This window comes from Flagellimonas hadalis (assembly GCF_007785775.2).
Taxonomy (GTDB): Bacteria; Bacteroidota; Bacteroidia; order Flavobacteriales; family Flavobacteriaceae; genus Flagellimonas; species Flagellimonas hadalis.
This window is the reverse complement of sequence record NZ_VNIK02000001.1, coordinates 547,846-568,840: the sequence shown is the minus strand read 5'-3', so window position 1 is coordinate 568,840 and position 20,995 is coordinate 547,846. Positions and strand designations below refer to the sequence as shown.

The 20,995-nt window shown below is 46.8% G+C and carries 18 protein-coding genes; 13 read left to right on the top strand and 5 right to left on the bottom strand.

Going from position 1 to position 20,995, the window contains the following annotated elements:
* The first annotated feature begins 110 nt into the window (after window positions 1-110).
* From pxpA to FOT42_RS02415, 10 genes are all read left to right on the top strand, one after another.
* A complete protein-coding gene (gene pxpA, locus FOT42_RS02460; RefSeq protein ID WP_151888983.1) occupies window positions 111-854 on the top strand; it encodes a 5-oxoprolinase subunit PxpA in 744 nt (247 codons plus the stop codon).
* The gene (gene pxpB / locus FOT42_RS02455) at window positions 851-1,585 is read left to right on the top strand and encodes a 5-oxoprolinase subunit PxpB (RefSeq protein WP_151888982.1); all 735 of its coding nucleotides are present in this window, start codon (window positions 851-853) and stop codon (window positions 1,583-1,585) included. The genes pxpA and pxpB overlap by 4 nt, the downstream gene beginning before the upstream one ends.
* Window positions 1,578-2,417: a 5-oxoprolinase subunit C family protein gene (locus FOT42_RS02450; protein ID WP_151888981.1), complete on the top strand. Its 840-nt coding sequence runs from the start codon at window positions 1,578-1,580 to the stop codon at window positions 2,415-2,417. Before pxpB ends, FOT42_RS02450 begins: the two co-directional genes overlap by 8 nt.
* 371 nt (window positions 2,418-2,788) lie before the next feature.
* Window positions 2,789-4,465, top strand: a complete 1,677-nt coding sequence (gene ilvD, locus FOT42_RS02445; protein ID WP_151888980.1) for a dihydroxy-acid dehydratase — start codon at window positions 2,789-2,791, stop codon at window positions 4,463-4,465.
* 48 nt (window positions 4,466-4,513) lie between these two features.
* Window positions 4,514-6,247, top strand: coding sequence for a biosynthetic-type acetolactate synthase large subunit (ilvB, locus tag FOT42_RS02440; RefSeq protein WP_151888979.1), 1,734 nt, complete (start codon window positions 4,514-4,516; stop codon window positions 6,245-6,247).
* Between the two features lie 25 nt (window positions 6,248-6,272).
* Window positions 6,273-6,830, top strand: a complete 558-nt coding sequence (locus FOT42_RS02435) for an O-methyltransferase (protein WP_226789774.1) — start codon at window positions 6,273-6,275, stop codon at window positions 6,828-6,830.
* A gap of 1 nt (window position 6,831) precedes the next feature.
* Window positions 6,832-7,359, top strand: a complete 528-nt coding sequence (gene ilvN, locus FOT42_RS02430) for an acetolactate synthase small subunit (protein ID WP_151888977.1) — start codon at window positions 6,832-6,834, stop codon at window positions 7,357-7,359.
* A 22-nt stretch (window positions 7,360-7,381) separates the two neighbouring features.
* Entirely contained in the window at window positions 7,382-8,857 is a 1,476-nt protein-coding gene (gene ilvC / locus FOT42_RS02425; protein ID WP_151888976.1) for a ketol-acid reductoisomerase, read from the top strand.
* A gap of 16 nt (window positions 8,858-8,873) precedes the next feature.
* The gene (gene ilvA, locus FOT42_RS02420) at window positions 8,874-10,139 is read left to right on the top strand and encodes a threonine ammonia-lyase (RefSeq protein WP_151888975.1); all 1,266 of its coding nucleotides are present in this window, start codon (window positions 8,874-8,876) and stop codon (window positions 10,137-10,139) included.
* 161 nt (window positions 10,140-10,300) lie between these two features.
* On the top strand, window positions 10,301-11,893 hold the full coding sequence (locus FOT42_RS02415; RefSeq protein WP_151888974.1) for an NADP-dependent glyceraldehyde-3-phosphate dehydrogenase: 1,593 nt from the start codon (window positions 10,301-10,303) through the stop codon (window positions 11,891-11,893).
* A gap of 74 nt (window positions 11,894-11,967) precedes the next feature.
* Here FOT42_RS02415 and leuB read toward each other — a convergent pair whose 3' ends face one another.
* The 4 genes from leuB to leuC all read right to left on the bottom strand — a co-directional run bounded on the left by leuB (window position 11,968) and on the right by leuC (window position 16,750).
* On the bottom strand, window positions 11,968-13,026 hold the full coding sequence (gene leuB / locus FOT42_RS02410; protein ID WP_151888973.1) for a 3-isopropylmalate dehydrogenase: 1,059 nt from the start codon (window positions 13,024-13,026) through the stop codon (window positions 11,968-11,970).
* A 91-nt stretch (window positions 13,027-13,117) separates the two neighbouring features.
* Window positions 13,118-14,635 carry an alpha-isopropylmalate synthase regulatory domain-containing protein gene (locus FOT42_RS02405; RefSeq protein ID WP_151888972.1) on the bottom strand — a complete coding sequence of 506 codons (1,518 nt, stop codon included), beginning with the start codon at window positions 14,633-14,635 and terminating at the stop codon, window positions 13,118-13,120.
* A 21-nt stretch (window positions 14,636-14,656) separates the two neighbouring features.
* The gene (gene leuD / locus FOT42_RS02400) at window positions 14,657-15,253 is read right to left on the bottom strand and encodes a 3-isopropylmalate dehydratase small subunit (protein ID WP_151888971.1); all 597 of its coding nucleotides are present in this window, start codon (window positions 15,251-15,253) and stop codon (window positions 14,657-14,659) included.
* Between the two features lie 87 nt (window positions 15,254-15,340).
* The gene (gene leuC, locus FOT42_RS02395; RefSeq protein ID WP_151888970.1) at window positions 15,341-16,750 is read right to left on the bottom strand and encodes a 3-isopropylmalate dehydratase large subunit; all 1,410 of its coding nucleotides are present in this window, start codon (window positions 16,748-16,750) and stop codon (window positions 15,341-15,343) included.
* A 261-nt stretch (window positions 16,751-17,011) separates the two neighbouring features.
* Here leuC and FOT42_RS02390 point away from each other — a divergent pair, with 261 nt between their 5' ends.
* Genes FOT42_RS02390 through FOT42_RS02380 form a run of 3 tightly spaced genes read left to right on the top strand, consistent with a single transcriptional unit; the run spans window position 17,012 to window position 18,837 of the window.
* Window positions 17,012-17,836 carry a sigma factor-like helix-turn-helix DNA-binding protein gene (locus FOT42_RS02390; protein ID WP_151888969.1) on the top strand — a complete coding sequence of 275 codons (825 nt, stop codon included), beginning with the start codon at window positions 17,012-17,014 and terminating at the stop codon, window positions 17,834-17,836.
* A 45-nt stretch (window positions 17,837-17,881) separates the two neighbouring features.
* Window positions 17,882-18,469, top strand: a complete 588-nt coding sequence (locus FOT42_RS02385) for an FMN-dependent NADH-azoreductase (RefSeq protein WP_226789773.1) — start codon at window positions 17,882-17,884, stop codon at window positions 18,467-18,469.
* Entirely contained in the window at window positions 18,466-18,837 is a 372-nt protein-coding gene (locus FOT42_RS02380) for a nuclear transport factor 2 family protein (RefSeq protein WP_151888967.1), read from the top strand. Before FOT42_RS02385 ends, FOT42_RS02380 begins: the two co-directional genes overlap by 4 nt.
* Window positions 18,838-18,866: 29 nt before the next feature.
* Here the strand turns inward: FOT42_RS02380 and recG are convergent, their stop codons facing one another.
* The gene (recG, locus tag FOT42_RS02375; RefSeq protein WP_151888966.1) at window positions 18,867-20,972 is read right to left on the bottom strand and encodes an ATP-dependent DNA helicase RecG; all 2,106 of its coding nucleotides are present in this window, start codon (window positions 20,970-20,972) and stop codon (window positions 18,867-18,869) included.
* Window positions 20,973-20,995: the final 23 nt, after the last annotated feature.

Genomic DNA, 20,995 nt, shown 5'->3' with positions numbered 1-20,995 from the left:
CGAAAGTTAGAAGACGGAAACCTGAAACCAATGGTCAATAACCAATGACCAATAACTGAATAACCAATAAATGAATAACATAATACCCCAATAACATATCAACCCATCAAATGAAAACATGGAAAATGGACATCAACTGTGACGTTGGGGAAGGAATAGGCAATGAGGCCGATATTTTTCCCTTCATCAGTTCATGCAATATTGCCTGTGGCGGACACGTGGGCGATGTCCAGAGCATGCGGGAAGTCATCCTATTGGCCCGAAAGTACCGTGTGAAAATAGGTGCCCATCCATCGTACCCCGACAAGGCCAATTTTGGAAGGGAAGTGATGGACATCCCTGCGGATGCGCTTATACAAAGTATAAGAGATCAATTGGACACATTCAATAGCATCCTAAAAAAGGAAGGTGACCAACTGCATCATATCAAGGCGCATGGCGCCTTGTATAACCAAACGGCAAAAGATGCCGGGGCTGCCGATGTCTATTTGGAGGCCATCAAGGAATATAAGAACACGACCATTGTGTATGCCCCGTTTGGGTCTGTGGTGGCAAGTAAGGCCCAGACCATAGGTTTTGAGGTATGGCCCGAAGCCTTTGCGGACAGAAACTACAATCCTGACTTGAGTTTGGTGTCCAGAAAAAGTGAAAAAGCCCTGATTGAAGACCCTAAAAAGGTCTTGGACCATATATTGCCCATAATAAAAGAAGGCACTGTTGCCGCTGTGGATGGAAAAATCCGAAGAATAGAGGCAAAAACCCTCTGTGTGCACGGGGATACTCCTTCGGCATTGGAAATATTGATGTATCTTTCACGGGAATTACCCAAACATCAGGTGAACCTAGAAAAGTGAAAAGTTACCCCATCACCATCAAACCATTTGGAGAACGGGCCGTCTTGATCGAATGGCCCAACAAAGTTGAAGAATCCATTCTGGCAGACATTCTCGATTTCATGGATGCCTTCAAGCAACGCAAAATACAAGGTTGGGAGATGTCCGTGGCCTACAATTCCCTGACCATGGTTTATAATGAGGACCATTTGGATTTCGAAGAGGTCAAAAAGCTCATTTTGGACTGCTATGCCGAACAAGTAAGCCCAGCCATCAAAAGAAAACGACATTTGTGGACCATTCCAGTATGCTACGACCTGGAATTTGGGATCGATATCGAAGAAGTTTCAAAAACCTTGGGTTTGTCTATAGAAGAACTCATCCATCAGCATACTTCCCATCAATATGTGGTCTATGGCATCGGATTTTTGCCGGGTTTCATGTATTTGGGCGGACTCCCTACATCCCTTGAAATTCCAAGGAGGGCCGAACCTCGCTTGGCGGTGGCCAAAGGCTCCGTGGGATTGGCGGCAAAACAAACGGGCATTTATCCGCAGGACTCCCCGGGAGGCTGGAACATCATCGGGAATTGTCCGGTCACCTTGTTCGACCCCAATGCAAAAGAACCCTGTTTTGTTAAGGTCGGGGACAAAATCCAGTTTGAAAAAATATCGAAAGCTGAATACGAACTGCACAAAATAGAAGGAGAAGTGGGCATTTATAAACCAGAAAAAGTAGCGTTGGATGCTTAAAGTGTTGAAATCCGGTTTTTTTGTGACCATTCAAGATTTGGGGCGGTTCGGATACCGTGACATCGGTGTTCCAATTTCGGGGGCGATGGACGTACTATCTGTAAAAAAGGCCAATCTCTTGTTGGAAAACGACCCCAATGCCGCTGCGATGGAAATTACCATGACAGGCCCCACGCTCCAATTTGATGAGCCTACCTACATCTGCCTGTCCGGTGCCCATATTTCCGCCACCCTGAACAATCAACCCATAGAAAACTATCATGTGGTGAAAGTGGACAAAGGGGATATCCTGTCCTATGGCAGGTTGGATGATGGTTTTAGGGGCTATTTGGCCATAAAAGGAGGTTTCCAGACGGATGTGGTCTTGGGGAGCCGTTCGCAATTTGTTCCCGTGACCAAGAAAAAAAGACTCAAGGACGGCGATGAGGTGAAATATGGCAAAATGCTTTCGTACAGTCCCATTATTTCCGAGGTGAAGATAGAGGAGCACTTCCATAAAAACTATTTGGAAGTGTATAAGGGGCCTGAGTTTTCCATCCTGTCCGATGCCCAACTCACCGAGATCTTCACGAAGACATTCACCGTTTCCAAGGAAAACAATAGAATGGCCTACCAACTTTCGGAGACCATAGCCGGGCACTCCCATTCCATGCTCACTTCGGGTACTTTGCCGGGTACGGTGCAGTTCACTCCGGCCGGAAAATTGATCGTTTTGATGAAGGACGGGCAGACCACCGGAGGGTATCCGCGTGTCTTGCAACTTTCAGAAGATTCGATATGTACCCTGGCCCAGAAAAAGTCAGGGGACAAGCTTACCTTCAAACTGGTGTGAGTTCCAATTCTTTTTTTTGATCGGATGGTGGAATAACACCCAAATTTTTCGTAACATTGGAGCATGAAAAGAAATAATCCAGTCATCAGCGTGGTCATTATTGTTCCAAATCTGGAATGATACAGACGTGCTGTCGATGGAAAGGGCCTGTATCAAAAGCTGATGCAGGCCCTTTTTCTTTACCGGTGAAAATAATTGAATATTGGATTTTAAAATGGCTTAAGTAGTTGATTTACAGCAATTAAAGTTTATTATGTTCCAAATGGATTTAAACAGCCCTTTTCTGTTAAAAATCTAAGGCTTTTTAAACATCTATCTTTGGTTTGCAGAGATAAATTCAGTAGAACGCTGCATTAGAATGAAATTTGATAATGGAATTGAACAAGTTTAGCAAGAACGTGACCCAAGATCCTACGCTGCCGGCCGCCCAGGCCATGTTGCATGCATTGGGGCTCACAGATGAAGATTTACAAAAACCATTTATTGGAATAGCCAGTACCGGTTATGAGGGGAACCCTTGTAACATGCACTTGAACGGATTGGCCAAAGAGGTGAAAAGAGGAGTGGAGGCTTCCAATATGGTCGGACTCATCTTCAATACCATCGGCGTTAGTGATGGAATTTCCAATGGAACTCCGGGAATGCGTTATTCCTTGGCATCGAGGGACATCATCGCCGATTCCATCGAAACAGTGATGCAGGCCATGTATTATGATGGACTGGTGACCGTTGTGGGCTGCGATAAGAACATGCCCGGAGCCCTTATGGCCCAATTAAGGCTGAACAGGCCTTCAATTTTGGTCTATGGAGGCACCATTGCCCCTGGTTGCCATAACGATAAGAAATTGGATATCATTTCTGCCTTCGAGGCCTATGGCCAAAAAGTGGCGGGAACCATAGATGAAACAGAATTCAAGGCAGTTATCCACAAGGCATGTCCGGGAGCTGGGGCCTGTGGGGGTATGTACACCGCCAATACCATGGCCTCGGCCATTGAGGCGATGGGCATGTCATTGCCCTTTAACTCTTCCATTCCAGCGGTTAACTCAGCCAAAGGTGCTGATTGTGAATCCGCAGGAGAAGCCATTATGAACCTTTTGGAAATGGATTTGAAGCCCAAGGACATCGTGACCAAAAAAGCGTTGGAGAATGCCTTTCGGTTGGTGACGGTTTTGGGAGGTTCCACAAATGCCGTATTGCATTTTATGGCCATTGCCCATGCCGCTGAGGTGGATTTCTCTTTGGAAGACATCACACGTATCAGCGAATCGACCCCGTTGTTGGCCGATTTGAAGCCCAGTGGGAAATACTTGATGGAAGACCTTCATAAAATTGGTGGTGTGCCGGCAGTATTGAAATATATGTTGAAGAAAGGCATGCTGCATGGGGATTGTATGACAGTTACGGGCAGAACATTGGCAGAAAACCTCTTGGATGTTCCCGATTTGGCAGAAGGTCAGGATATCATCAAGCCTTTGGAGCAGCCCATCAAGGAAACAGGGCATATCCGCATCCTGTACGGCAATTTGGCAACAGAAGGTGCCGTGGCCAAGATCACAGGAAAAGAAGGATTGAGTTTCACTGGAACCGCAAGGGTTTTCAATGGTGAAATTGAAGTGAACCAAGGCATCCACAATGGAAAAGTGCAGAAAGGTGACGTAGTGGTCATTCGCTACGAAGGGCCCAAAGGCGCGCCCGGTATGCCCGAAATGTTGAAACCGACTTCTGCCATCATGGGTGCTGGTCTTGGAAAGGACGTGGCCTTGATCACCGACGGACGTTTTTCTGGTGGTTCCCATGGGTTTGTGGTGGGTCACGTTTCCCCTGAAGCGCAAGTGGGTGGTGGAATTGCCTTGGTGAAGGATGGTGATGAAATTACCATCGATGCCGTAAACAATACCATCAACATGAACATTTCAGATGAAGAACTGGAAAAGCGAAGAAAAGAGTGGAAACAGCCGGAATTGAAAGTGAAATCGGGCAGTTTGTACAAATATGCCAAGACGGTCTCATCAGCATCCAAGGGATGTGTAACGGATTTGATATAAAAACGAGCTCCAGAAGAGCATAGCGGGACAACCCCAAAATATAGGCTTATGGAAACATTAAAAGCGGAAAAGAAAGACACGAAAAAAAAGACAGCGATCCGTATCACCGGAGCTGAGGCCATCATCCATTGTTTGTTGGCAGAGGGTGTGGATTTGATCTATGGGTATCCCGGAGGGGCCATCATGCCCGTGTATGACGAATTGTACAAGTTTCAGGATAGGCTTACCCACATCCTTACCCGACATGAGCAAGGGGCGACCCATGCTGCACAGGGGTACGCAAGGGTAAGCGGAAGAGTGGGGGTGGCCATGGCCACTTCCGGTCCCGGAGCCACGAACTTGGTGACAGGTATCGCCGATGCCCAGATAGATTCTACGCCAATGGTCTGTATCACCGGGCAGGTGGCACGGCATTTGTTGGGTTCAGATGCTTTTCAGGAAACCGATATCGTAGGCATTTCAACCCCGGTGACCAAATGGAACTACCAGATTACCCGGGCGGATGAAATCCCCGAAATCATGGCCAAGGCATTCTACATTGCAAGGTCGGGACGCCCAGGCCCCGTATTGGTGGACATCACCAAAAATGCCCAGTTTGATGAGTTGGATTTCGTGTATGAGAAATGCACGGGGGTGAGAAGCTACAAACCAGCTCCAAAGCCAGATATGGGAGCCATTGAAAAGGCAGCGGAATTGATCAACAACGCCAAAAAACCCTATATCGTTTTTGGACAAGGTGTTATTTTGGGCGAGGCCGAGGAAGAACTGAAGGCATTGGTCGAAAAAGCGGGAATCCCTGCAGCTTGGACCATTTTGGGACTTTCAGCCATGGATACCGACCACCCGCTGAACATGGGCATGGTGGGCATGCACGGAAATTACGGCCCCAATGTGCTAACCAACGAATGCGATGTGCTTCTTGCCATCGGGATGCGGTTTGATGACCGGGTGACCGGGAATCTGGAAACCTACGCCAAACAAGCTAAGGTCATTCATTTTGAGATAGATCCAGCGGAAGTCAATAAAAATGTAAAGGTGGATGTTGCCGTTTTGGGCAACGCCAAGCAAACCTTGGAACTTTTGTTGCCCTTGGTCAACAAGAATGAGCACAAGGAGTGGGTGGCCGAGTTTGAGAAAAAGCGACAAATCGAATACGATACCGTAATTGACAAGGATATCTATCCCACCAAGCCGGGCCTTACCATGGGTGAAGTCATTGAGCAGATCAATGTGGCTTCTGGACATAAGGCTGTAATTGTTAGCGATGTGGGACAGCACCAGATGATAGCTTGTCGGTATGCCAAGTTCAAACAGACCAAAAGTAACATCACTTCTGGTGGTTTGGGCACCATGGGATTTGCCCTTCCAGCGGCCATCGGTGCCAAAATGGGCGCCATGGAGCGTGAAGTTGTTGCTATCATCGGCGATGGTGGGTACCAAATGACCATTCAGGAGCTTGGGGTTATCTTCCAACACAATCTTCCCGTTAAAATTGTGGTCCTCAACAACGATCACTTGGGGATGGTGCGCCAATGGCAGGAACTTTTCTTTGAAAGACGTTACGCCTCAACCGTAATGACCAATCCTGATTTCGTGAAAATCGCCGAAGGCTATCACATCAAGGCCAGAAGGGTAGTGGAGCGTTCCGATCTGAAGGAAGCCGTGGAGGAAATGATGGCGTCCAAAGACCCTTATTTCTTGGAGGTTCGGGTAGAGAAGGAAGACAATGTGTTCCCAATGGTTCCGACAGGAGCTTCCATCTCCGATATCTTATTGAAGTAAGATGGACCAGGCCAATATTATAAAAATGCCAGGTAGGTATCCGGCGTTGCTTGAGAAATCGAGGGAAATAGGTTTTGGCATGCCTTCCGACGTGTACATTGGCACATTGCTGAAGACACTGGTGGCTTCCAAGCCCAATGGAAATTTTTTGGAGTTGGGTACGGGAATCGGACTGTCCTTGGCTTGGATGATCAAAGGCATGGATGAAAATTCCCAAATCGTCAGTGTTGACAACGATCCGGAGCTCATTCAGATTGCCAATACTTTTTTTGATGGTGAGTCTAGATTGGAATTGGTTTGTACCGATGGTGGAGAATGGTTGGAATCCTACAATGGAGCAGCTTTCGATTTGATTTTTGCAGATGCTTGGCCCGGAAAGTATAGCCATTTGGATAAAGCATTGGAATTGCTGAAAACGGGTGGTTTTTATGTGATTGATGACATGCGCAAACAGCCCAATTGGCCATCAGGACACGAAGAAAAAGCCAAGGAATTGGTTCAAATACTGGAAAAGAGAGAAGATATAACACTTACAAAGATGGATTGGTCCACAGGACTTATCGTTGCAGTTAAAATAAAATAGCATGGAAAAAGAATGGTTTACCATTTCGGTTTACTCCGAAAATCATGTGGGATTGCTGAACAGGATATCAGGGATATTCTTAAAGCGACACATCAATATAGAAAGTTTAAATGTTTCAAAATCAGAGATTGAAGGTGTATCAAAATTCACGATTGTAATTTTTTCCACCGAAGATTGGGCCATAAAGATCGTCAATCAAATTGAAAAGCAGGTAGAGGTCATCAAAGCCTATTACCATACGGATGAGGAGACTATTTATCAAGAGTCTGCCTTGTTCAAAATAGCCTCTGCTTTGTTGTTTGATGAACGCCAAATTCAAAATATCATCAAAGAACACCACTCACAGATCGTTACGGTGAGTCGCGAGTTCTTTGTGTTGGCAAAAACCGGACGTCGGCATGAGATTGACGAAATGCACGAAGCATTGGAGCCTTATGGCATCATGCAATTTGTGCGCACGGGCCGGATAGCCGTCAGCAAGGCCGCCATGCCCATTACCAACCTCTTGGCAGAGTTTCAAAATCAATAAATAGCAAAATCAGATACTAAAAATGACAAATTACTTCAACACACTATCGCTTCGCGAGCAATTGACCCAATTGGGAAAATGTAGGTTTATGGACCCCAGTGAGTTTGCTGATGGTGTTACCGCCCTAAAAGGCAAAAAAATTGTAATTGTTGGCTGTGGAGCCCAAGGTTTGAACCAAGGTTTGAACATGAGGGACTCAGGATTGGATATTTCCTATGCACTCCGTGCCGCCGCCATAAAAGAACAAAGACAATCCTTTAAAAATGCCAAGGAGAACAATTTTACGGTTGGAACCTATGAGGAGTTGATCCCCTCTGCAGACCTGGTCATCAACCTGACCCCGGATAAGCAACATACCAATGTGGTAAGTACCGTTATGCCGTTGATGAAAAAAGGGGCCACATTATCCTATTCCCACGGATTCAACATTGTGGAAGAAGGAATGCAGGTCCGTGAGGACATCACCGTGATCATGGTGGCGCCAAAAAGCCCAGGTTCTGAGGTGCGTGAAGAGTACAAAAGAGGATTCGGAGTTCCGACCTTGATCGCCGTTCACCCGGAAAATGATCCGGAGGGGAAAGGTTTGGAGCAAGCCAAGGCCTATGCTGCCGGTACTGGTGGCGATAAAGCTGGTGTGTTGGAATCTTCCTTCGTAGCCGAGGTAAAGTCGGATTTGATGGGAGAGCAGACCATTCTTTGTGGTCTGTTGCAGACAGGATCTATCCTTTCCTTCAATAAAATGATTGAAAAGGGTGTGGATGCGGGCTATGCGTCCAAATTGATCCAATACGGATGGGAAACCATCACCGAAGGATTGAAACAGGGTGGGATTACCAATATGATGGACCGTTTGTCTAACCCTGCCAAGATAAAGGCCTTTGATTTGGCCGAAGAATTGAAAGTGATCATGCGTCCGTTGTTCCAAAAGCACATGGATGACATCATGAGCGGTCATTTTTCCAAAACCATGATGGAAGATTGGGACAATGGCGATAAAAATCTATTGGATTGGCGTGCCGCTACCGGCGAAACTGCCTTTGAAAAGACTCCAGCAGGGGATGTGAAAATCTCTGAGCAGGAGTACTACGACAACGGTGTGTTGATGGTCGCTTTTGTGAAATCTGGGGTTGAATTGGCCTATGAGACCATGACAGAATCCGGAATCATTGGCGAATCGGCTTACTACGAGTCGCTTCACGAAACCCCATTGATCGCAAACACCATCGCCAGAAAGAAATTGTTCGAGATGAACCGTGTCATTTCCGATACCGCTGAGTATGGTTGCTACCTGTTTGACCACGCCTGTAAGCCTTTGTTGACTGATTTCATGAAGAAAATCGAAACGGATGTCATCGGGAAGAAATTTGGCGAAGGAAAGGACAATGGTGTGGACAACATCAAATTGATCGCTGTAAACAAGGCCATCCGTACACACGATGTGGAAGTGGTTGGAGCCCGTTTGCGCGCTTCCATGACGGCTATGAAGCCCATCGGATAAAAAATCGATTGGCCCCATGAATAAAGCAGTGGACACCTATTTTCCACAAATAGCGGATATTTATCAAGCAGCAGAAACGATTCGGCAGGTTGCTGACGAGACGCCTTTGCAGCAAAGTATCCGCTATTCCAAAAAATATGGGGCCAATATCCTTTTAAAACGGGAGGATCTGCACCGGGTCCGTAGTTATAAGATTCGCGGGGCGTACAATAAGATCAGCTCATTGACCCAAGAGGAACTAAAAAGGGGAGTGGTCTGCGCCAGTGCGGGAAACCATGCCCAAGGTGTGGCGTTTGCCTGCAGCCATTTGCAGGTTAAAGGCACCATTTACATGCCCGTGGTGACCCCAAAACAGAAAATCGATCAGACCAATATGTTTGGTGGGGAATGGGTGAAAGTAGTGTTGGAAGGCGATACGTTTGATGATTCCAACAAAGCTGCCCAATTGTTTTGTGAGCAAGAAGGAAAGACCTTTGTGCACCCTTTTGATGATGAAAAGATCATTGAGGGGCAGGCTACGGTGGGATTGGAGATCCTTCAGCAATCCGATGAGCCCATTGATTATGTGTTTGCCGCTGTTGGCGGTGGTGGCCTTGCTTCCGGACTTTGCGGAACTTTTCAGGCGCTTTCGCCCCAGACCAAAATCATAGGTGTGGAACCAGAAGGGGCTCCTTCACTTAAAAAATCAATAGAAAAAGGGGAATTGGTCGAGTTGCAGCATATTGATAAGTTCATCGATGGTGCTGCGGTGCAAAAAGTGGGGCAGTTGACGTTCCCCATTTGCCGGGATTATCTTTACCAGGTATCCACCGTTCCCGAAGGGAAAGTGTGCCAGACCATTTTGGACCTGTACAACCGTGATGCCATTGTGGTGGAACCGGCCGGTGCTTTGACCATTGCCGTTTTGGACGATTATGCGGAAGAGATCAAAGGAAAAAATGTGGTCTGTATCATCAGTGGAAGCAACAACGATATCACCCGTACCGCCGAAATCAAGGAACGGGCGTTGCTCTACGCGAATCTAAAGCACTATTTTATTGTTCGGTTTCCGCAGCGACCTGGTGCCTTAAAGGAATTTGTGGCCGATATTTTGGGTCCGGACGATGACATCACCCATTTTGAATATTCCAAAAAGTCGAGCAGGGAGAATGCACCCGCCGTTGTGGGGATAGAACTCAAATCTGCCGATGACCTGGAGCCGCTGATCCAGCGCATGAAGGCGAACAATTTTTTTGGGGACTATCTCAACGACAAACCCGACCTGTTCCAGTATTTGGTGTGATTTCCACAACAATTTCAGGGCCTGTTTTGATATCGGTACAGTTACATCGTTTTCGAAGTAAAACCCAAGGAAATGAGGTCTTTTCCAAGCATTTTTATGTTAGCTTTGTGAAGTCCTGCCGACCATTTTTTTGAGAACACTAATTCTATAAACAACAATTTATGTCAATAGCCAAGACCGTAATACCAGAAGCATTTCAAATCAAGGAAGAGATCCATCAAAAGACCTATTTGGTAAACGGGGAACTCCGCAAATGGAATGGAGCGACAACTCCCGTGGTCTCCACGATATCATCCACCAAGGAATATGCCCCGACAGTTTTGGGCAGTATTCCTGACATGGGCGAAGAAGAGGCCTTACAGGCTTTGGATTCGGCAATGGCGGCCTATGACAGGGGAAAAGGGATTTGGCCCACCATGAAGGTCAAGGACCGCATCGAGTGCATGGAGTCCTTTGTGAAAAAGATGGAGAAGAAAAGGGAGGAAGTGGTCAAACTGCTGATGTGGGAAATCGGAAAATCCAAGCCGGATTCATACAAGGAATTCGACCGTACCGTTGAGTATATTTATGACACCATCGAAGAGTACAAGCAATTGGACCGCAATAGCGCCAAGTTTGATAAGCACGATGGGGTGTATGCCCATATTCGCAGGGGTCCACTGGGCGTAGTTTTGTGCCTTGGCCCCTACAATTATCCCTTGAACGAGACTTTTGCCCTGCTCATTCCGGCCATCATTATGGGGAACACGACCATTTTCAAGCCGGCAAAGCATGGGGTTCTGCTCATTACGCCACTTTTGGAGGCATTTCAGAGCAGTTTTCCCAAAGGAGTGGTGAATATACTATTTGGGCGTGGAAGGGCCGTAGCGGCTCCTATAATGAAAACCGGGAAGGTAGATGTCCTGGCCTTGATCGGCAACAGTAAATCGGCCAATGCACTACAGGACCAACACCCAAAGAGCAACAGACTTCGTCTGGTATTGGGATTGGAGGCCAAGAACCCGGCCATTGTACTGCCGGATGCCGACCTCGACCTGACCATCAACGAATGTATCGCCGGTACGCTGTCCTTTAATGGGCAACGCTGTACTGCACTCAAAGTGGTGTATGTGCATGAGGATATCAAGGATGAATTCTTGAAACGTTTTTCTGAAAAAGTGGATGCTCTGAAATTTGGAAATCCATGGGACGATGGAGTGAGCCTTACGCCACTTCCAGAGCCGGACAAGCCTGCCTATATCCAAGAATTGTTGGACGATGCAAAAGCAAAAGGTGCCAAGGTCATCAACAAAAAGGGTGGAAAGCATTATGACAATTACATCTGGCCCGCAGTGCTCTACCCCGTTTCGAAGGATATGAGGGTATATGAGGAGGAGCAGTTTGGTCCCATCATTCCCGTATTGTCATTTACCGATATAGAAGAGCCTTTGGATGATATGGCCGAGTCCAACTATGGACAACAGGTGAGTTTGTTCGGCAAGGATGTCTATACCTTGTCACCGTTGATCGATACATTGGCCAACTTGGTGTGCCGAGTGAACCTGAACAGTTCTTGCCAACGTGGACCTGACGTCTATCCGTTTACGGGGAGAAAGGATTCGGCACAGGCTACATTGAGTGTGCACGATGCTTTGAGGTCCTTTTCTGTCCGAACTTTTGTGGCCTTCAAGGATAATGAAGTGAATACCCAAACCGTGGAGCAGTTGTTGGAGGCCAAGGTGAGCAACTTCTTGAGTACGGATTATATTTTGTAGAAAAGTAAAAACCGTAGTAAAATAAAAAGCCCCGAACTATTGGGGCTTTCTTTTTTGGTCTATGTGGGGGTTGATTAAATATTTTTCGCCAGCCAGTCCCCAACTTCACTGGTCTTGTAGGCTTTTCCGCCATCGGCAAGGTCTTCGGTGACTACGCCTTCGGACAGTGATTTGTTTACCACTTCACGGATGGCTTCGGCCTCGTCCTTCAAACTAAAAGCGGTCTCGAACATCATGGCTGCAGAAAGTACGGTGGCCAATGGGTTGGCAATGTCCTTCCCGGCTGCCTGTGGATAAGATCCGTGGATAGGCTCGAACAAAGAGGTCTTTTCTCCCAAGGAAGCCGAGGGCATCAATCCCATGGAGCCAGAGATTACGGATGCTTCATCGGTGAGGATGTCCCCAAATAGGTTTTCGGTGATCAACACGTCATAGGAACTGGGCCATTGCACCAAACGCATCGCTACGGCATCCACAAATTCGTAGGAAACCTGTACTTCTGGATATTCCTTTTCCAACTTCTGAACGGTTTCCCTCCATAGGCGTGATGTTTCCAATACGTTGGCTTTGTCCACACAACACAGTTTTTTGGAACGTTGCATCGCCATTTCAAAACCTTTTCGGGCCAAACGCTCCACTTCGGCACGGGTATAGGTGCAAGTGTCGTATGCGGTATTGTCATTGTCTTCGCGACCTCTTTTTCCAAAATAGATACCTCCGGTCAATTCACGCAAAAAGACCAAGTCGGTACCTTCAATGCGTTCCTTTTTCAAGGGCGATTTATCGATCAAGGATGGGAAAGTGAACGTGGGGCGGACATTGGCGAACAATCCCAATTTTTGGCGCATTTTCAACAAACCTTGCTCGGGACGGACCTTGGCGGATGGGTCGTTGTCGAAACGTGGATGTCCGATGGCCCCGAACAACACGGCGTCAGCGGCCACACACACTTCGTGGGTTGCATCGGGATAGGGTTCTCCAACGGCATCGATGGCAGCGGCTCCGGTAAGGGCCGGTGTCCAGTTGATTTCATGTCCGAACTTTGCAGCTACGGCATCAGATACTTTTACGGCTTGGTCGATCACTTCTGGGCCAATTCCATCCCCGGCCAAGAGGGCTATGTTCAGTTTCATTTATCTGTGGTTATTGTGTTATTGAGTTATTTGGTTATTCCAATCAGTCTTTTGTCCTTGTGTTTGAACTCGTGCCTTGAACTTCTGTCCGTTATACTAGATTCAGCATTTTTTCCGTGGCCTTTATGGCCGATACCGTTTGGTCGGAATCCAATCCACGGGTGATGAAATCCTTTTCCTTGGTTTGCCAAGTGATTATGGTCTCGCAAAGGGCATCGGAATTGCTCCCCGGAGGTATGCGCACGGCATAGTCCACCAACTTGGGAAGCTCCCGGTTCTCTTTTTTGTACACTTTTTTGAGGGCATTGATGAAAGCATCAAACTGACCATCGCCTTGGGAACTTTCCTCGTACAGCTTCCCTTCAATCTCAATGGAAAGGGTAGTGGAGGGTTTTAGGCCTTTGGAGTGGGTCAGTACGTAGGATTTCACAAAAACCCTTTGTTGGTACAAGTTGCTATCCAATACATCTGAAATGATGTAGGGCAGATCTTCCTTGGTGACCCGTTCTTTTTTGTCACCCAGTTCAATGATGCGTTCGGTGACCTTCTTCAGTTCTTCGTCGTTCAAGGTCAGTCCAAGCTCCTGCAAATTCTTTTGGATATTGGCTTTCCCGGAGGTTTTTCCTAGGGCATATTTCCGCTTCCTGCCAAAACGTTCCGGCAATAAATCGTTGAAGTAAAGATTCTTTTTACTGTCTCCATCTGCATGTATTCCAGCAGTTTGTGTAAAAACATTATCCCCGACGATAGGTTTATTGTCAGGTATGCCAAAACCGGTAAATGCGGATACCAGTTTACTTACTTTATACAGTGAGGATTCCTTGACACCTATGGTGATTTCCGGCAGAAAATCGTTGATCACGGCCACAACACTGGCCAATGGGGCGTTTCCTGCACGTTCACCCATACCGTTGACGGTCAGGTGCAATCCATGTACTCCTGCTTTTACCGCTTCCATGACATTGGCGACACTTAGGTCGTAATCGTTGTGTCCATGAAAATCAAAATGGGAGTTGGGGTATCTTTCAATGATTTCTTGGAAAAATGAACCTGTCTCCGTATGTGTGAGCACTCCCAAGGTGTCCGGCAGTAAAATCCGCTTGACGGGTTGCTGGGTCAAAAAGTCCAAAAACTGAAAAACATATGCCTTGGAATTTCGCATTCCGTTGCTCCAATCCTCTAGATACACATTGGTTTCAATACCGAGTTCTTGGGCTTGAGAGATTACACTTTCAATTTCTATAAAATGTTGTTCTGGAGTCTTTTTAAGCTGATGTGTTAAATGATTGATTGAGCCTTTGGTGAGCAAGTTCTGTACCTTCGCACCCGCCTCAATCATCCAATTCAAGGATACGCCATTGTCCACAAAAGTGAGCACCTCTACTTTGGAAAGGTATCCTTCCGAGGCTGCCCATTCCGTAATGTTTTGGACTGCTTTCAGTTCTCCTTCGGATACGCGGGCAGATGCCACTTCAATCCGATCTACCTTGAGTTCTTCCAATAGCAACTTGGCCAAGGTGAGTTTTTCGGAAGCTGAAAAGGAGACCCCAGAGGTTTGTTCACCATCCCGGAGGGTGGTGTCCATGATTTCAATGGTACGTTTTTTCATTCGTTATGCAGTACGCCCAATTTAAAGGGGAGTGTTCTCGGCAAAGACCTCTATGTCCTTTTTGATGTTCAACAAATAATCAATGTCATCAAAACCATTGAGCATGTTCTGTTTTTTGTACCCATTGATCTCGAAACTTTCGCTTTCGCCGGTGGCCAAAATGGTAATGGTCTGCTCGGACAGGTCTATTTTCAGTTCTGTTTTGGGATCGGCCTCGATGGCGGTAAAGATCTTGTCCAGAAAACCGGGGCTCACCTGAACGGGCAACACACCAACATTCAGACAGTTTCCCCTAAAAATATCTGCAAAAAAACTGGAAACCACGCATCGGAACCCATAATCGTAAACGGCCCATGCCGCGTGTTCCCTGGATGAACCAGAACCAAAGTTTTTGCCACCTACCAAGATTTTTCCGGAGAAGATGGGGTTGTTAAGTACAAAATGCTCTTTTGGACTTCCGTCAGCGTTATACCTCCAGTCCCTGAACAGGTTATCGCCAAATCCTTTTCGCTCAGTGGCCTTTAGGAATCGGGCAGGGATGATTTGGTCGGTATCCACATTTTCTATGGGCAATGGTACCGCTGAACTTGTCAATATGTTGAATTTATCGTATGCCATTTTTTAATCAATTATCAGTTATCAATATTCAATCAACAATGGATTTTTATTGCTAATTGTTCACTGGTCATTGTTCATTGTAAATTGTTATGCGTAAGCTTCTTCCATGAGTTCCCTTGGGTCGGTCACCTTTCCGGTCACGGCCGCTGCAGCAGCCACCAATGGACTTGCCAATAGGGTTCTGGCGCCTGGACCTTGTCTTCCTTCAAAGTTTCGGTTGGACGTACTGACCGCGTATTTGCCTGCGGGAATTTTATCATCGTTCATGGCCAAACAAGCGGAACAACCGGGTTCCCTAAGTTCAAATCCAGCCTCGTGAAGGATGTCCAAGATGCCCTCTTCCTTGATGGCTTCTTCCACCCTGTGCGAACCGGGTACCAGCCAAGCGGTCACATTTTCCGCTTTCTTTCTTCCCTTGATGATGGAAGCAAATGCCCTGAAATCCTCGATCCTACCATTGGTGCAGCTTCCCAGGAACACAAAGTCGATGGGTTTGCCGATCATGGCATCCCCTTCGTGGAACGCCATATACTCCAATGATTTTTTGTAGGTGGCCACACCGCCTTCCACGGCCTCGGCCAATGGAATATCATTTTTGATGCCCATACCCATTCCCGGGTTGGTGCCATACGTGATCATGGGTTCTATTTCGGAAGCCTCAAAAGTAAGTTCCTTGTCAAAAACAGCATCACTGTCGGAATACAGGGTTTTCCAGTATATCATGGCGTTGTCCCAATCAGCTCCTTTGGGCGTGTATTCACGACCTTTGATGTACTCGAAGGTCTTCTCATCGGGAGCGATCATACCGCCGCGGGCACCCATCTCGATACTGAGGTTGCAAACGGTCATACGGCCTTCCATGGACATGTTCTTGAACACATCTCCGGCATATTCCACAAAATAACCGGTGGCACCGGAAGTGGTCAATTTGGAGATGATGAACAACGCGACATCCTTGGGTGTTACGGCCTTGCTCAGGCTTCCGTTGATGTTGATGCGCATTTTCTTGGGCTTTGGCTGCATGATGCACTGCGTGGAGAGCACCATTTCCACCTCGCTGGTCCCAATCCCAAAGGCAATGGCGCCAAAAGCGCCGTGTGTTGATGTATGTGAGTCCCCGCACACGATGGTCGCGCCGGGAGCTGTGATTCCATTTTCCGGACCAATGACGTGGACAATGCCATTTTTCTCATGCCCAAGTCCCCAATAAGGGATGTTGTGCGCTGCGGCATTTTCCTCCAAGGCCTTTAATTGGTTGGCCGACAATGGATCTTGCACAGGCAAATGTTGGTTCCGTGTTGGGGTGTTGTGATCGGCGGTCGCGAAGGTCCGCTCAGGATACAGCACCTTGATGCCCCTGTTCTTCAATCCCAAAAAAGCCACGGGACTGGTGACTTCGTGTACCAAATGCCTGTCTATGAACAGCACATCCGGGCCATTTTCAATATGTTTTACCACATGGGAGTCCCACACTTTGTCAAATAGCGTCTTGCTCATTGTATCAATCAAATTTTGTAAGCTTTCAAAGTTAAGATATGAATGCAAATCTATTTTTTAAAGCCCATTAAAATTACGATGTTCAACGGCTGTTTCAATGAAATTTTCGGAATGTTAACAAATGCCTCTGTCCAGATGCAAATTATCACAGCTGAAGAATTGACCCTCCCTTTTTTCACATAAAAAGGCCCTTTTCCTGAAAAAAAACGATTATGTTGTCACGTTTTATACTGCTATCTTGTTTTCCTATATAAAACCCCAATGGAAAACATTCATAGAATCCTGACAACCTATGCCTATAATATTTCAGGCTCCATGGAGGATGCCAAGGATGTGGTTCAGGATGTTATTGAAAAATACATAGGAGCCGATAGGTCACATGTTGAGGATGAACGGAATTATCTTATCAAATCTGTGGTGAACCACGCCATAAACCTGAAAAAACGAAAATCCTACAAGTCCAAATATGGCGAATGGCTTCCCGACCCTGTGGACCTGAACCAGGCCGATAGCCATATCATAAAAGAACAAACAGCTTCGTATTCCCTTTTGGTGCTGATGGAGAAGCTGAACGCATTGGAACGTGCCGTTTTCATCTTAAAAGAGGGTTTTGCCTATAAGCACAAAGAGATTGCGGATGTATTGGATATCCAGACCGATCACTCGAGGCAGTTGTTTCTTCGGGCAAAGAAATCACTGAAGACGACCAATTATATTGAAAAGCGGACGGAGCCAGAAGTGTTGAAAGCCTACATCAATGCCATTGCAAATGCAGATCTGGACAAGCTAGAATCATTGTTGGTAGAGGATATCGAACTCATGGCCGACGGAGGCAGTACGGTTAAGGTCATCACAGGAAGCTTGGTCGGGGCCAAGAGTACAGCAAAGCTGCTCCAAAATGTCTATGGACTGTTCTTGCAGGACAAAAAATACTTTATCACCGAAATCAATCATCAACCTGCGGTCGTCTTCCATGAAAATGACAAGGTCTATAATTGCCAGATCTTGGTTTGCGATAACCATCGCATTGCCAGCCTGTACTCCATTGTAGATCCCCAAAAATTAAAATTGCTAAAAGTCCGGTGAGCTGTCACGTTTTTTTCATTGGGATTGTCTTCAATAAAAAACATGATGCAAACTTTATTAAGAATTGACAGTAGCCTACGGGAAGAAGGATCGTTTAGCCGCAAGTATGGGGACATTTTTATTCAAATGTGGAAAGAAAGGAACCCTGGTTCAAAAATCAATTACAGGGACCTCAACAAGGAACGGATACCCCATTTGACCCAAGAAGTCACACAGGCCTTTTTTGGTGGCACCCAAGATGATGGAGTGTTGGAGACATCGGATATGCTCTGTGATGAGATAAGGGAAAGTGATGTGTTGCTGCTGACCTGTCCGATGTACAATTTTGGGATTCCTTCCACACTGAAATCCTATTTTGACCATATCATTAGGGTAAATCAAACGTTTCGATATCATGGCGACCAAGGCTATGAGGGCCTGTTGAAAAACAAAAAGGCCTATGTGATCACTTCCATGGGAGGAAAAAAGACCGATCCAGAAATATCCGAACCTTTTGAGCAATACCTACAACAACTATTGGGCTTTGTCGGGATTGAAGACGTTAAAATGGTTTCCATAAACGGAACCGCATCGGCGGATTTCATTTTGGGCCAAGAAATACATTACACAAATCAAGTAAAACAAATGATATGAATCAGATTATTCAAATAGAACAGGCCGTAAAAGACTTTATCGGGGCAGGGGACACGAACGATATCCAACTACTGGATCGGGTGTTGCACAAAGATTATCAAAATGTGCAAGATGGTTTTTTCGATAAGCCGGGCCTATACCAGTTCTCCAAGAAGGAATATAAACGATTGGTAGGGGAAAAAACGTTTGGGGGAGTACCCCGAACAATCACCGTCCATTCCATTGAAGAATACGGAAGCCATTTAGCTGTGGTGAACGTTGCTTTGGAAAGTGAGGCGCTGTTGTTCAATTCTGTGATCGTGGTCGTCAGGGAAAGTTCAGATTGGCAGATATTGAACAACTTTCCTAAAATTGTTGGAAAAGAATAAGGCCTATTTTTGGGATGCACCGGGTTTGCTCAACTGATATAGTTCCAAATCGTCTTTTGCGCCATCATTCGGGTAAAGGCCCGGAGCACGGGTGCATTTTCCTCTTTTTCCAGTTTGGGATCATTTTTCAGCAATTGCAGGGCATGATACCGAGCGGTCTGTAAAATTTGATTGTCCTTGACGATATCCGCAATCTTCAGGGTAAGCAACCCACTCTGCTGGGTGCCCATCAAATCCCCGGGACCACGAAGTTTGAGGTCCACCTCGGCAATTTCGAAGCCATCGTTGGTGCTGGTCATGGTCTGAAGGCGTGTTTTGGCGTCTTCGGACAGTTTGTGGCCCGTCATCAGGATACAGAAACTCTGCTCCGCGCCACGTCCCACCCGCCCACGTAGCTGGTGCAATTGGGAGAGTCCGAAGCGTTCCGCACTTTCAATGATCATCATCGAGGCGTTGGGTACGTTCACCCCGACCTCGATGACGGTAGTGGCCACCATGATTTGGGTCTCACCCTTTACGAAACGTTCCATTTCATAGTCCTTGTCCGCAGGCTTCATTTGTCCGTGTACAATGGAAATCTGGTATTCCGGTTGCGGAAAATCCCTGGCGATGCTCTCGTAGCCATCCATTAGGTCCTTGTAATCCATCGCTTCCGATTCTTGGATCAAAGGGTACACGATATACACCTGTCGCCCTTTTTTGATTTCCTCTTTGAGGAAGCCAAACACTTTTAGACGATTATTGTCAAACCGATGCACGGTGGTCACGGGTTTACGACCGGGAGGGAGTTCATCGATTACGGAAACATCCAAATCCCCATACAGACTCATGGCCAAGGTTCGGGGAATAGGGGTTGCCGTCATCACCAACACATGTGGAGGTATATCATTTTTATGCCACAGCTTCGAACGCTGCGCCACCCCGAAGCGGTGTTGCTCGTCCACAATGGCCAGTCCTAGGTTGCGGAACTGGACCTTATCTTCCAAAACGGCATGGGTGCCCACCAAAATGTTCAGGTTCCCGTTTTCCAACTGGTTGTGCAGCAGGGTCCGCTCTGATTTTTTTGTGGAACCTGTCAACAGGGCAATCTTAATGTCCATGTTGACCAAAAGCTCCTTGAGTCCGTTGTAATGCTGGGTGGCCAGGATTTCCGTGGGGGCCATCAAGCAGGCCTGGAACCCATTATCGATGGCCAATAGCATGCACATCAGGGCCACGATGGTCTTTCCGGATCCCACATCGCCCTGCAACAGGCGGTTCATTTGTGCATTGCTGCCCATATCGTTCCGGATTTCCTTGATGACCCGTTTTTGGGCTTCCGTGAGTTCAAAGGGAAGGTGTTTTTCAAAAAAAGTGGTAAAATTTTCCCCCACATTTTCAAACGGCAAACCCTTAATTTTTTGTTTGCGGAGCATTTTTTTGGAAATCAATTGCATCTGCACAAAAAACAGTTCCTCAAACTTCAATCGGAATTGGGCGCGTGCCAACAGCTCTTGGTTTTTGGGAAAATGGATGTTGAACAATGCCTCCGCCTTCGGAATCAGCCGAAGCTCTTCCAGCATGTCTTTGGACAATGATTCAGGAAAATACCCTTTGGACTCTAGTAAAAGTTGCTGCACCATTTTGGAGACCACCCTGTTGGTAATGCCCGAAGCACTCAGCTTTTCGGTGGATGGGTAGATGGGCTGCATGGCAATTTTCAGCCCTTGCTGGTGTTTGTGCAACAGCTCCATTTCGGGGTGGGGTATGGAAAATGTGCTGCCGTATTGCGAAACCCGACCGAAAACCACGTAGGGTTCGTTGATCTTCAGACTTTCCTTGATCCATTTATGACCTCGGAACCAAACCAGTTCCATTTGTCCCGTTTCATCCACAAAGGTCGCCACCAGGCGCTTGCCGCGCTTTTGTTCCACCATTTTGAGGTGGATGATCTTCCCGACCACCTGCATATCGGCACCACTGGGCTGCAATTGGTTGATCTTGTAATAGCTGGTGCGGTCCAAGTAGCGATTAGGGAAGAGATGGAGCAGGTCCCGATAGGTCTCAATGTCCAGTTCGGCCTTTAGAACATCGGCCCGGTTGGGACCGACACCTTTAAGATAGGCTATGGGAGTTTGTAGAAAATTGGGATTCATCGAACTAAAATATGTAATTTGGA

Bases quoted from the DNA above. Each gene is read 5' to 3' on its own strand.
- pxpA (WP_151888983.1), top strand. From the start codon at position 111: ATGAAAACATGGAAAATGGACATCAACTGTGACGTTGGGGAAGGAATA.
- FOT42_RS02450 (WP_151888981.1), top strand. From the start codon at position 1,578: ATGCTTAAAGTGTTGAAATCCGGTTTTTTTGTGACCATTCAAGATTTG.
- ilvD (WP_151888980.1), top strand. From the start codon at position 2,789: ATGGAATTGAACAAGTTTAGCAAGAACGTGACCCAAGATCCTACGCTG.
- ilvB (WP_151888979.1), top strand. From the start codon at position 4,514: ATGGAAACATTAAAAGCGGAAAAGAAAGACACGAAAAAAAAGACAGCG.
- FOT42_RS02435 (WP_226789774.1), top strand. From the start codon at position 6,273: ATGCCAGGTAGGTATCCGGCGTTGCTTGAGAAATCGAGGGAAATAGGT.
- ilvN (WP_151888977.1), top strand. From the start codon at position 6,832: ATGGAAAAAGAATGGTTTACCATTTCGGTTTACTCCGAAAATCATGTG.
- ilvC (WP_151888976.1), top strand. From the start codon at position 7,382: ATGACAAATTACTTCAACACACTATCGCTTCGCGAGCAATTGACCCAA.
- ilvA (WP_151888975.1), top strand. From the start codon at position 8,874: ATGAATAAAGCAGTGGACACCTATTTTCCACAAATAGCGGATATTTAT.
- FOT42_RS02415 (WP_151888974.1), top strand. From the start codon at position 10,301: ATGTCAATAGCCAAGACCGTAATACCAGAAGCATTTCAAATCAAGGAA.
- leuB (WP_151888973.1), bottom strand. From the start codon at position 13,026: ATGAAACTGAACATAGCCCTCTTGGCCGGGGATGGAATTGGCCCAGAA.
- FOT42_RS02405 (WP_151888972.1), bottom strand. From the start codon at position 14,635: ATGAAAAAACGTACCATTGAAATCATGGACACCACCCTCCGGGATGGT.
- leuD (WP_151888971.1), bottom strand. From the start codon at position 15,253: ATGGCATACGATAAATTCAACATATTGACAAGTTCAGCGGTACCATTG.
- leuC (WP_151888970.1), bottom strand. From the start codon at position 16,750: ATGAGCAAGACGCTATTTGACAAAGTGTGGGACTCCCATGTGGTAAAA.
- FOT42_RS02390 (WP_151888969.1), top strand. From the start codon at position 17,012: ATGGAAAACATTCATAGAATCCTGACAACCTATGCCTATAATATTTCA.
- FOT42_RS02385 (WP_226789773.1), top strand. From the start codon at position 17,882: ATGCAAACTTTATTAAGAATTGACAGTAGCCTACGGGAAGAAGGATCG.
- FOT42_RS02380 (WP_151888967.1), top strand. From the start codon at position 18,466: ATGAATCAGATTATTCAAATAGAACAGGCCGTAAAAGACTTTATCGGG.
- recG (WP_151888966.1), bottom strand. From the start codon at position 20,972: ATGAATCCCAATTTTCTACAAACTCCCATAGCCTATCTTAAAGGTGTC.